Source organism: Lysinibacillus sp. NPDC098008 (genome assembly GCF_044760715.1).
Classification (GTDB): Bacteria; Bacillota; Bacilli; order Bacillales_A; family Planococcaceae; genus Lysinibacillus.
In genome coordinates, this window is the sequence record NZ_JBIWBA010000014.1 from 29,985 (window position 1) to 41,319 (window position 11,335).

General features: G+C 43.7%; 16 protein-coding genes. All 16 read right to left on the reverse strand.

Annotation, left to right across the window (positions count from 1 at the left end):
- Positions 1-3 precede the first annotated feature (3 nt).
- The gene (locus tag ACIQVU_RS12650) at positions 4-2,424 is read right to left on the reverse strand and encodes a phage tail protein (protein WP_402895831.1); all 2,421 of its coding nucleotides are present in this window, start codon (positions 2,422-2,424) and stop codon (positions 4-6) included.
- Between the two features lie 14 nt (positions 2,425-2,438).
- A complete protein-coding gene (locus ACIQVU_RS12655) occupies positions 2,439-2,579 on the reverse strand; it encodes a hypothetical protein (RefSeq protein ID WP_349204185.1) in 141 nt (46 codons plus the stop codon).
- Positions 2,580-2,626: 47 nt separating this feature from the next.
- Entirely contained in the window at positions 2,627-3,013 is a 387-nt protein-coding gene (locus ACIQVU_RS12660; protein WP_402895835.1) for a hypothetical protein, read from the reverse strand.
- An 11-nt stretch (positions 3,014-3,024) separates the two neighbouring features.
- On the reverse strand, positions 3,025-3,615 hold the full coding sequence (locus ACIQVU_RS12665) for a major tail protein (protein WP_136832098.1): 591 nt from the start codon (positions 3,613-3,615) through the stop codon (positions 3,025-3,027).
- Positions 3,616-3,618: 3 nt separating this feature from the next.
- Positions 3,619-3,960: a hypothetical protein gene (locus tag ACIQVU_RS12670; RefSeq protein ID WP_402895837.1), complete on the reverse strand. Its 342-nt coding sequence runs from the start codon at positions 3,958-3,960 to the stop codon at positions 3,619-3,621.
- Positions 3,957-4,388 (reverse strand): HK97-gp10 family putative phage morphogenesis protein, encoded by a 432-nt coding sequence (locus ACIQVU_RS12675; RefSeq protein WP_053995424.1) that lies wholly within the window; start codon positions 4,386-4,388, stop codon positions 3,957-3,959. The genes ACIQVU_RS12670 and ACIQVU_RS12675 overlap by 4 nt, the downstream gene beginning before the upstream one ends.
- Positions 4,389-4,393: 5 nt before the next feature.
- On the reverse strand, positions 4,394-4,729 hold the full coding sequence (locus ACIQVU_RS12680; RefSeq protein WP_039236515.1) for a head-tail adaptor protein: 336 nt from the start codon (positions 4,727-4,729) through the stop codon (positions 4,394-4,396).
- Between the two features lies 1 nt (position 4,730).
- On the reverse strand, positions 4,731-5,051 hold the full coding sequence (locus tag ACIQVU_RS12685) for a head-tail connector protein (protein WP_039236518.1): 321 nt from the start codon (positions 5,049-5,051) through the stop codon (positions 4,731-4,733).
- Between the two features lie 26 nt (positions 5,052-5,077).
- The gene (locus ACIQVU_RS12690; RefSeq protein ID WP_053995422.1) at positions 5,078-5,290 is read right to left on the reverse strand and encodes a head fiber protein; all 213 of its coding nucleotides are present in this window, start codon (positions 5,288-5,290) and stop codon (positions 5,078-5,080) included.
- 12 nt (positions 5,291-5,302) lie between these two features.
- Entirely contained in the window at positions 5,303-6,496 is a 1,194-nt protein-coding gene (locus ACIQVU_RS12695; protein WP_402895842.1) for a phage major capsid protein, read from the reverse strand.
- Positions 6,497-6,515: 19 nt separating this feature from the next.
- Positions 6,516-7,205, reverse strand: a complete 690-nt coding sequence (locus tag ACIQVU_RS12700) for a head maturation protease, ClpP-related (RefSeq protein ID WP_402895844.1) — start codon at positions 7,203-7,205, stop codon at positions 6,516-6,518.
- Complete coding sequence (locus ACIQVU_RS12705) at positions 7,206-8,450, reverse strand: phage portal protein (protein ID WP_402895846.1); 1,245 nt, start codon at positions 8,448-8,450, stop codon at positions 7,206-7,208. It lies immediately after the preceding gene.
- 43 nt (positions 8,451-8,493) lie between these two features.
- Positions 8,494-10,098, reverse strand: coding sequence for a terminase large subunit (locus ACIQVU_RS12710; protein ID WP_402895848.1), 1,605 nt, complete (start codon positions 10,096-10,098; stop codon positions 8,494-8,496).
- Positions 10,099-10,188: 90 nt separating this feature from the next.
- Positions 10,189-10,377: a DUF5049 domain-containing protein gene (locus tag ACIQVU_RS12715; RefSeq protein ID WP_015926203.1), complete on the reverse strand. Its 189-nt coding sequence runs from the start codon at positions 10,375-10,377 to the stop codon at positions 10,189-10,191.
- 23 nt (positions 10,378-10,400) lie between these two features.
- Entirely contained in the window at positions 10,401-10,628 is a 228-nt protein-coding gene (locus tag ACIQVU_RS12720) for a DUF4314 domain-containing protein (RefSeq protein WP_055742201.1), read from the reverse strand.
- Entirely contained in the window at positions 10,625-11,317 is a 693-nt protein-coding gene (locus ACIQVU_RS12725) for a virulence protein (protein WP_402895852.1), read from the reverse strand. The genes ACIQVU_RS12720 and ACIQVU_RS12725 overlap by 4 nt, the downstream gene beginning before the upstream one ends.
- Positions 11,318-11,335 lie beyond the last annotated feature (18 nt).

Consider the following 11,335-nt stretch of genomic DNA (forward strand, 5'->3'; position numbering starts at 1 on the left):
CCTTTACAATTCAAGTGCCAGTTTACGGGATAGGTTCTTAAACTCCCGTGCTAATTCTTTTTCTGATAGAGCTTTAGGTGTCACAACTGAAATATTTTGAGTGATACTTGAACCCGTGGCATTGCCTTGCCCAGATACACCTCTGTAATTAAAGTCAAAGCTGGTTGGCACTGCATTTTGCATATCCCTTGAAACTGCTGTCATTGCATCCTCAAAACCTACACCGATACCTTCACCCATGTTGCGGCCAATTCCAGCAAATAGGGTTGAAGGAGAGCGGATACCGAAGAAGTCTTTAATCCTTGAAACAACATTTCCGAAAAATCCAGATATTTTACTCCATAGCCATGCCCCTGCGTCTGAAATACCTTGCCATAGACCTTTAATCAGATTGCCACCCACTTGAGCCATTTGACCGATATAGCCAGTAAAGGCTTTGATCAGTCCAGAGATAATCTGCGGTACTGCTTTAACAATCTCCACGATTATCCTTGGTAGGTTTGCAATCAGTGCCACAAACAGTTGTACACCCGCTAAGATAATCTTATCGATGTTACCAATAATGGCATTGACCAGCGAGCTAACAATCTTGGGAATAGCACCTACAACAGTAGTAATAATCTGTGGCAATGCCTGTATGAGTGATATTAGAAGCCGGATACCTGCATCAATAATCAAAGGAATCGACCCAATAACAGCACTGATGATACTATCGATAATTTGCGGAATTGCTTCCACAACTGCTGTAATAATGGTAGGCAAAGCTGTAACCAGTGAGGTCAATAATTGAATACCCGCTTCAATAATCTGCGGAATAGATGCAATGATGAAATCCACTATTGCTTTGATGATGACAGGCAACGCAGAAGTAAGCTGAGGTATTGCATCTACCAATCCCTTTGCTAATCCTATAATCAACTGCAATGCGGCATCCAAAATGAGAGGTAGATTATCCATCAATCCTTGGACAATCTGCATAACTGCAGAAACTGCCGCAGGGATGAGTTGTGGTAACGCTATGCCGATTCCCTCCACAAGTGCTGTTACTAATTCAATTGCTGCATTTATTAGCAGTGGAAGGTTATCAATTAATGCACCGACAATCGTCATTAGAGCACTGACCGCAGCCGGAATAAGTTCCGGTAAAAGGTTCAAAATTGTTTCCAGTACTTGCGTGAATATATTTGTGACTAATTCAAGAAGCATAGGAAGCAAGTCACCTACAGCTGTTAAAATTGCACCTGTCGCTGTCGGTAATGCGGCTACGATATTCTCTAAAACCGGTACGATATTGGTGACAACCGCCTCAAAGGCATCCACAAGATTCTCAGTCAGATTTGTCATATCTGCATTGGCATTGCCGAGTCCGGCTGTAAATGAGCCAAGTGCAGCTTGTAACAATCCAATGGAACCGGATATTGTCTGGGTTGACTCTCTCGCAAAATTCCCAGCATACTGCTCCGTATTCTCAAAGAACATCTGCATTGCCACTTCAGCCTTTTCCGCTTGTGTTGCGGTATTCCAAGTAAAATCCAGACCCTTTGCGAGAGCATAGGCTTCGATGTTTGTAGCGTTCATCGCAACACCTAAGTTATCCATCATATCAAAGTTACCCTTTGCCGCCCCAGTGACTGCCTCCAATGCCGAGGACATATCAATACCCATAACAGATGCCATATCTGCCGCACGTTGCATGGCCTTTTCAGTTAGCTCAAGACTCCTCTGTTGCTGTATACCAGAACCTTGTAACAATGCCCCCATTTTGTTGGCGGTCGCAAGATACTCACTTTGGGAAACACCAAGATTTTTATAGGCTTCCTCACCAGTTTTCTGAATCGATGCAGCATATGCTCCAAAAACCGCCTCCGATCCACCTAGGTTTTGTTCTAATTCTCCGAACTGAGTAACTACCTCTTTACCTAACTTAATAGCCGCGGCTCCAGCGGCAACGGCAACCGCACCCATCGCCACACCAATTCCCTTGAGTACACCGCCAAGCTTTTCAAACCTGCCACCAGCATCCTCTGCACTTTTACCGGAATCCTCTAACTCTTCACCGAGATTATCCGCTTCTATTGTAGACTCCTCAAGTTCACGTTCCATAAGGTTCAGTTCTGCCTGAGCCCTGTTTAATTGTATCTGCCAGTTTTGGGTACGACGGTCATTTTCACCGAAAGAGGAGGAGGCATTATCAAGGGCAGCTTTAAGGGTAGAAATCTTTTCTTTCTGTGCGTCAATTTCTTTATTTAAAACGGCATTTCGAGCCGTGATCGATTGAATGGATTTATCGTTTTTATCAAATTGACTGGTTACAAGGGCCATTTCACTACCTAGTACCTTAAATGATTGATTGATTTCGGAGAGCGCCTTCTTAAATTCTCGCTCACCCTCGACACCTATTTTTAATCCAAAATTGTCCGCCATCCCTTCACCTCCTCCTATATGCCTGGTGGGATAATATCGTCAATAGTTCGAGTTTTCTTTGGTTTTTCAATGCCGTGCCATTGCTTGTGGCAAGTCCATAAATCAAAAAACAGTCCAATTGGCATAAGCCAGAATTCCTCTGAGTCCATGCCCATCTGAACTGTTCCATAATAAAGAAGCCGGGTAAAGACCTCAGCGTCTGTTACCCGACTTCCACGTTTTTTGGAGTTTCCTCCTCACTTTCTACATTGCGCTTTGTACCTTTGAACATCGCCTCGGTAATTGCAGTTTTATATGCCGCTAAGTCAAGCGGTGAGGTAAGAAGCTCCACTTCTTCCTCTGTAAGCAATTCTTCTGGTGCGTTCTTATTCTTAAGATTACGAATCAAAATGGACTGGTTTGCAAGCAGCGTGATTAGCCAAACAATCTCGTCCAGTGCCATCTCGAAGTTTTCTGATTTCATCAGTTTTTCTCCAAGATTTTCAAGACCACCATAACGACCGGCAATGGCCTTTGTAGCTCGTGTAGTTAAAACCAGTTCATACTCTTTGTCACCTATGTTAATTGTGGCACTTCTCTCATTATCCATGATTTCTCCTCCTATGGTACAGGTGTATAAACAGGTTCATAGACCTCAGTGAACCAACCTGTTATGGTGGTCGATGAAACACCAGGATCACCTTCTGTAACTTCAGCTTTCCATGGATGTTTGCCCAATCCATCCAGCTTATTCCTGCGCATAACGGTTCCTTCAATGGTGGGTGTGGAAAAGGTAATGGAGTCAGCTTTAGTCTGTAAGTTTGTTGCTGGTAGTCCGAACTTAACGCGATACAGCCAAAAATAGCGATATGTTCCATTAGCCCTTTGCGCACGAAACCCCACTGCAACAGGTGTACCCACGTTTTCACTAGCAGAGATTAGTACCCCGTTGTCATCAGTAGAAGCGCCAGTTAAATCCGCTGCGACCGTTGGACCAATGTCGTCTACACCGAGAGTGAGAGTACCACTGTTAAAGTCTTTCACAACCTCAGCCGCACCGTCGTCAGCATACAGAATTGCTTCCACCAGTTCTACCGAGAGTTCAGCAGTGATGGCTTTTGCAAGTACAGAAGGTTGGGCATAAGTTTCCTCACCGTTAGCGTCCTCGGTTATTTTTGAATAGTACAGTCTATCAAGACCGATCGTTGCCATGTGTTATTCCTCCAATCTATAGTTTTTAGCCACATCGATGACGTAATGATGATATCCAGTATCATCCTCGTGACCGATATATCTTCGTTCGGTCACAGTAAACTCTGCATTTATTAAAGCAGTTGTGAGCTGTCTTTTCCGCCTTAGATAGTTATTTTTAGAGAACAGTGATATCCTCGCTTCCTGCACATCAAAGCCTGGACGGTTATCAGCATGAACTTCAAAAATATCCGAAAGAGGGAGAATCACGACATACTCATCTGGTGCCAAACCTGAAAAAACCCCGGTTTCCACGGGAAGCGGTATAGTGGAAACAAGGGTATTCAATTCCTCTAAAATATTCATATTTTCTCGATCTCCTCCTCCAGCTTGGCGACCATTGCGTTGATGCAAGGTTTCCTGGATGTATTCCTCGCAGGCTTTAGGAAGGGTTTTGCAGGCTGACCATGTTTGCCATATTCGATGATGCTGGCAAGTTTAGCATTGCTCTCACCGTCAGATCGCGGCTCAGCAAAGCCAACTTTTACATTGAAGTTACCGTTTCTATCCTGCTTTGCACTCGAGAGTCCTAATGAAGATAGCAGCTCGCCCGTACTTTTAGATGGATATTTCGTGCCCTTGCCAACCACCTTACTTAGATTTCCTTTAACTTTATCCAGCACCACTTCACCGCCAACTTCCAAAACCTTAGGAAGAATCACATCGGTCTGGTCAGCTAATCGAGATACCTTTAAAAGGAATTCTTCTGGCATCTTTATATTCGCTTTTGCCATATCCATCACCTCACAGTTGGTTCTAGCTTTTCAGCTAAAACCTCGACATACATTCCTCGATTTCTTACATCCTCAACACTTAAAATCTGATATCTTCCATCATCACAGACGATGACCATTTCATTCGTCACCTTAAGTCCGAAGATTTTCCTGAACCTGAATAGGGAAGTTGCAGATGAAAATGATGCCATATTCGTCCACCGTTCACTGCCATGCCTATCTTCCTTATAAGCAAGTACACTAGCGAGTATGTTGTCACCTTTTGTGGCGAAGCCTTCCTCATCCTTTATTGGTACCGTACAGATGATATCGATGAAGGTGTTCATCTTTCCAAAACTCATACTAAACACCCCACTCTCGGTCAAGTCGTAAAAGTAAGTTCACTGTGTTCCATACTTGTTGCCCCGCCTGTACACTATCTGCAAAGAAACCTGCCGTCGAGCCATCCCTGCTTTCATAGAAATGACTCGACAACATAATCACTGCCTGTTCTGTTGTTGGAGGCATGGCATGGGTTTCATAATAGTTTTCAGGAACATGCTGATAGCTCTGTGCATATGAAACTGCAGCAGTGATAAATCCAATAAGGAGGGAATCATCCTGATCATGCGTTAAAATTAAGTTCGCTTTAACTTTAGGCAAGAGATTATCTGCCACTGCCATACTACCAACCTCCTTTACATTCCACCTTAGTCCGTCTCCATAAGCCCCGCTGCCTTTAGTTTGGCAAGCAGGGAATTGAAGTCCGTAACTAAACCAGCAACATCGGTGGCTATGCTGTCTGCCTGGTTTTCTACAATAGGAAGCCCCATAACCGAGGCCCCTTCTTTAATTTCTAAAACACCTCCGATGACAGTTTTTTCTCCGCCTTGTTCGGTATAATTCTTCGTGTTATAACTCATAAAGCACCTCCGTTAGGCTTTCTGTTGGAGTACCTTAACGGCCTCCGGTAAGATAAGCTTTCCATCAACTCGTTGAGTCGCAATAAATCCTACTTGACCTGTGACAGCAAAGAGTTCATTTAAGCGTTTGAATACTCGTCCTTGACGGTCTGCCACCCAGTAATAACTAAAATCACCGAATACCACAGTCTTTGCACCTGCTTCAATAGTAGGTACATAGGATGAGGTGTACAGCGGACGGTTAAGAATCGTATCAGGTGTTCCCGCTTGGATGGAAGGTTGCCATAGGTACTGACCATTACCGTCTTTTAATTTACGGATAGCTTTTATAGTGGCATCATTCATTACGAATACTGCCTTATTACGATAAGGTGCTTTCAAGCTGTAGAATAAATCTAAAACCTCATCCAAAGTAATGGCAGTGGCACTTGCCGCAGTAACACCAACTTGACCGCCGCCTGTGGCATTTAAAATCCCTGTTGGTTTACCTGTGCCATCACCTACAAAGAAGGCTTCCTCCTCCTTGTTCCCAATGCGACGGGCAAATTCTCTTGTGATGTAGCTTTCGAGATTAAACACAGAATCGTTTAGTAGCTCCTCAGAGACTTTAATCATTGTCGCTAGTTTATAGGCCCCGATGGATACTTGACCGAAGCTGTCATCACTTTCTGGGATAGCTCCTTCTTCATCTATCCAGCTTGCTGTACCTTTGCTTGCAACAACAGGAATCTTACGGTCACCAGAAGATGTAGTGATTACATTAGCCAATCTACGGAAAATATTTTCTTCCTCAAGAGCTTCTACTAGAGTACGTTCAAACTCATCTGGTACAAGAAATCCGCCTTCAGAATCAGTGCCAATCTTTAGTGCGTTTCTTACTTCATAGCTAACATTGTCACGCATCGCATTCCAGAAAGCTTTTTTGTATTCAGCACTTGCATGACCGGTCTTTTCCTCTCCAGTTCTAGTAGGTTCGTTGGTAATTGGGTTACTGGTTGCTTTCGACAGTTCCAAGTCGATAGATGCTTGGCGTTCTAAACGTTCAATTTCCTTACCAAGAGCCACCACATCGGCTTCCATTTTTTCATAGGTGGTCGTGTCCTCAGCGGATAACAGTCCATCACCGCCACGTTTTGAATCAAGGAATGCCTTTGCTGCGTCCCATGCTTTAGCGCGTTTCTCGCGCAATTCAAGAATTTTACTCATTGTTATTTCCTCCTTTAAATTAGTGCGAAATTAAAGAAAGCCGCTTATCCAGCGACTCAATGGGTGTACCTGTTTTCTGTTTTGGTTGTTTTGGCAATTTGCTGATAAGCGAGTTAGTAACCGCCATCCTGCTAAAGATAAGACTATCCGTCAAATCTGGTGTTTCACTTTCCATGAACATGATCTTGTCTGCAAAACCAAGTTCAATTGCTTTATTTGCATTCATCCATGATTCTGCATCCATCAGATGGGAGAGTTTTATTCGGGAAAGACCCGTTTTTAACTCATAGGCATTAATAATACTTTCCTTAACCTCATCTAATAGTGCTTTTGCTCGTAGCATTTCCTCACTGTCACCGATAGCAATCGTTGATGGGTTATGAATCATCAGCATGGAAACTGGGGACATATATACATCTCCACCTGCCATTGCAATAACGGATGCCGCACTTGCCGCAAGCCCATCAATCTTTACATTGACTTTTCCGGTATACTCCATCAGCATGTTATAAATCTGGGCTGCTGCGAACACATCACCGCCAGGGGAATTAATCCACACCGTAATATCGCCGGTGCCTGCCAGCAATTCATCTTTAAAAATCTTAGGTGTAACCTCATCCCCCCACCACGTTTCTTCGGATATCACTCCATTTAAATAGAGGGTACGTTCTTCATCAGAATCTCGCACCCAGTTCCAAAACTTCCTCATTTACTGACCTCCTTCGGTTTTGGCAAACGCACCTGCGTCAGCCAGTTTTGTCATATTTCCGTTAACCAGATATAAATCGCCACCTTCCTGAGCTGGTATTCTGTTCATGTCCTCCAGTTCACGGATATCGTTGGCTGACATCCAGCCATTTTGACGACCTGTAGCGTAGCCATTCATACGACTTTGGTAATCACCACGAAGTAGACCGTCCAAATTGAACTTGATAAACAGTGAAGTTTTCTCAGAAGGCAAAATAAGCGATTGCTGGAGACTTTGTTCCCATCGTACGACCCAAGGATCGAGGGTGTATTTTACAAACTCCAAAGACTGCTGCTCAATATTGGAGAAACTGGATTTCTCTAAATCTCCCACCATATGGGGCGGTACTCGGAAAATCCTCGCAATCTCATTAATTTGGAATTTCCGTGTTTCTAGGAATTGTGCCTGTTCAGGCGGGATACCAATGGCTTGGAACCTCATGCCCTCTTCCAACACAGCAATTTTGTGAGCATTGCCTGTGCCTTGGTAGGCACTATTCCAACTATCCTTGACCCTCTGTATATCTTTGATTACTCCTGGGTGTTCCAGCACACCTCCGGGATTAGCACCATTGGCAAAGAATGCCGCACCGTACTCTTCAGTAGCAAGTGACATACCGATTGCATTTTTCGCCATAGCGATTGGGCTATAGCCAATGAGTCCATCAAAACCTAAGCCAGGTATGTGTAGAACTTCATCTTTACGGAGTGTGACATAGCCACCTTTTGGGTTTAGGCCACTTTCATCAGTATCACGATAGTAGGTATAGACCAGCTCTCCGTTTGTTGCTCGACTAACTTCCATCTTGTTAGGAAGTAGGGGATAAAGTGCAACTGCCTGCCCACGACCGTTTCTGACCACCTGTGCATAGGCATTTCCCCAAAGTAAAAGATGACTCATCAGTGTTTCTCGAAACACGAATGAAGTCATCTCTGGATTTGGTTCATCATGAAGAAGGTAATACAACGGGTGGAAAGGAATCCTTTCTTTACCTCCATCAGAACGATATCTATATACATGAAGTGGAAGTCCGGCAATCGCTTCAGCTAATATCCTTACGCAGGCATACACTGCTGTTGCCTGCATTGCAGTACGTTCATTAACCATTTTGCCAGATGACGTACCGCCAAACAGGAAGGAGAACGCACTACCCACACGATTTTGCGGTTTGTCTCTTGAACGAAACAGTCCTTTTATTAGATTCATAGGCATCACCTCCGAATATAAACATTGTGCTAACCATTAAGGTTTAAAAGACAATCAAACCTCGCTCGTCATACACCGAATCTCCACTATTACCTGAGCCACAACGAATAGCACGATCAAGTGCCATGATAGTTGCCACCGCGCCATCTATTTTTTCTGTACTTTTTTCTTTATCCGGCTTCACGTTGCCCGCCGGATCAGTTTTTATAAAGATGTTGTCCATCATCCAACGAAGCACTGGATGCCCACCGTGTGCTATTCTTTCTTCTAATGTCAATTTCATCAGTTCTTTGGTTGGTGGTGACATATCTTTAAAGCCTTGACCGAAAGGAACGACAGTAAAGCCTAATCCTTCAAGGTTCTGAACCATTTGAACAGCTCCCCAACGGTCAAACGCAATTTCTCGAATGTTATACTTTTCGCCCAGTTCTTCAATAAACCGCTCAATGTAGCCGTAATGCACTACATTGCCTTCTGTGGTTAGAATATACCCTTGCTTCTCCCAAAGATCGTATTGCACATGGTCTCTTCGGACTCGGAGGTCAATGTTGTCCTCTGGCATCCAAAAATACGGAAGAACAATGTATTTATCTGTTTCATCCTCTGGTGGGAACACCAACACAAAGGCTGTAATGTCTGTTGTAGAAGATAGGTCAAGACCCCCATAACATACCCGCCCTTCAAGACTTTCTGGTGTAACTGGAAATGCACAGGCATCCCATTTTGCCATTGGCATCCAACGGACAGACTGTTTAACCCACTGATTCAAGCGCAATTGCCGGAAGCTGTTCTCCTCAGCTGGGTTCTGCTTTGCACTTTCACAAGCAGCCTTTACCTTGTCAATCCCCACTGTAATTCCTAAGCTTGGATTTGCTTTTTTCCACACTTTTGGGTCTGTCCAATCATCCTCTTCTTTCGCCCCATAGATTACGGGGTAAAAGGTAGGATCGTATTTTCTGCCCTCAATAATATCAACCGCTTTTTGGTGTGTTTCGTAGCAGATACTTTGAGTATCCGTTCCCGCTGTGGTGATAAGAAAATACAGCGGTTGGGTCCTTGCATCCCCAGATCCTTTCGTCATAACGTCAAATAGTTTCCGGTTTGGCTGAGTATGAAGTTCATCGAAAACAACACCATGTATATTGAAGCCGTGTTTGGAGTAGGCTTCAGCCGACAATACCTGATAGAAGCTGTTGGTCGGCAGGTACACCAATCGCTTAGTTGAAGCCAGCAACTTTACTCGTTTATTCAGTGCCGGACACATCCGCACCATATCGGCTGCTACTTCAAATACAATTGATGCCTGCTGGCGGTCAGCGGCACAACCGTACACCTCTGCCCGTTCTTCACCATCACCGCAAGTGAGGAGAAGTGCAATTGCTGCGGCAAGCTCGCTTTTTCCCATCTTTTTAGGTATCTCTACATAAGCAGTATTAAACTGCCGATATCCATCTGGCTTTAAAATTCCGAATAAATCACGGATTATTTGCTCCTGCCAATCGATAAGTTCAAAAGGCTTACCTGCCCATAAACCTTTCGTATGGGAGAGTGCTTCGATAAAAGCTACAGCGTAATCAGCAGCATCCTTATCGTAATATGACCCATCAGCTATAAAGGCGGTCGGCTTATATTTCTTCAGTTTCCGCATAAACACCGCCCCTTTTATGAAAAAGGACAAAAGAAAAGAGCCTCAATCCTATAGATGAAGCCCTTCTCCTTATCCTAGTTAAATTTTTTTTTACTTCTTTTCATCCACTTCCCCCGTCAGTATGAAATGAGCATATTCCGTTTTATGGTCTATTAAATAGACTACCAATTCATAAAACCCTCGTTCATTTGCTTCATACTGGACTCGATTTGCATCAAACATATTTGTGACTCCACTTTCTCGGATGGAAAGGATTTGTTCTTTGATTATCTCATTCATTTATTACCTCCCCCGATTCATGTTTACTCTTCGATTCTCTTGCATAAATCCTCACCAAAGGCTACTCCAAGGGAACCACCCGAATCCCAACTGACATGAATCGTTCCTATGTCATCAACACTAGTAACCGTACCTTTAGATCCAGGCTGAAGTTTAGTATAAGGGTCGTTCATTTTAAGTAGCATCACACGTGTTCCTGGAGTGTAATAGCTTCTAAGTTGCTTTAGCATTTCTGGGTGAATGATATTCATTGTTCACTCACCTCCTGCTTGGCCGTTCCGCTTTTGAAAGCGGAGCTACCTGAAAGCCTCGAGAGGAGAATCTTTCGTTCCCTCTTATATTCTGGTCCGATAAAGCCGAGCCTTAGCAGGAAGCAACGGAAAGCGTACTTTTCATTCTCTACTGATTTCTCGGTGGAATTGACACGGGTGTGTTTTTTCGCCATTTCGCAAAGTGCCGTGACAAAATGGGTGTATGCCTTAACCTCCTCTGAGGCGCACTTACTTTGAAACCAAGGGAAGGTGACATATTCCTCATCTTCAATGATGGGAATGGAGTCCGTATCAAGTGCTTTCTTTATAAGAGTAGCTTTACTTTCTACTAATCCTTTTAGGTTCTCGATTGCCGTGTCGGTAAAATCCGCCCGTGGCATTTGAATTATCAGATTGATAGATTCTTCCCTTTCATTTACTTCTGCTTTCGGAAGTGGTGTGTCAAATTCTTCTGAAATTGCTTTGAGATCGTGAAATCTCAATAGATCATCGACCAGTTCCTTATTGTCTGGTCCACTTAGAACTCCGTTTTTGTTAACATTGTAGTCTGCCACCTCATATGCAAATGTAGGTGCTCCGAGATATTTTACAGGGGCATTTAGTTCTTGGCTGATTGCGTTAACCAGTGCTTTTCTTTTTGGTCCTGTAACATTATAGTTAATCTGCATTTTCATACCGCCTTTCTA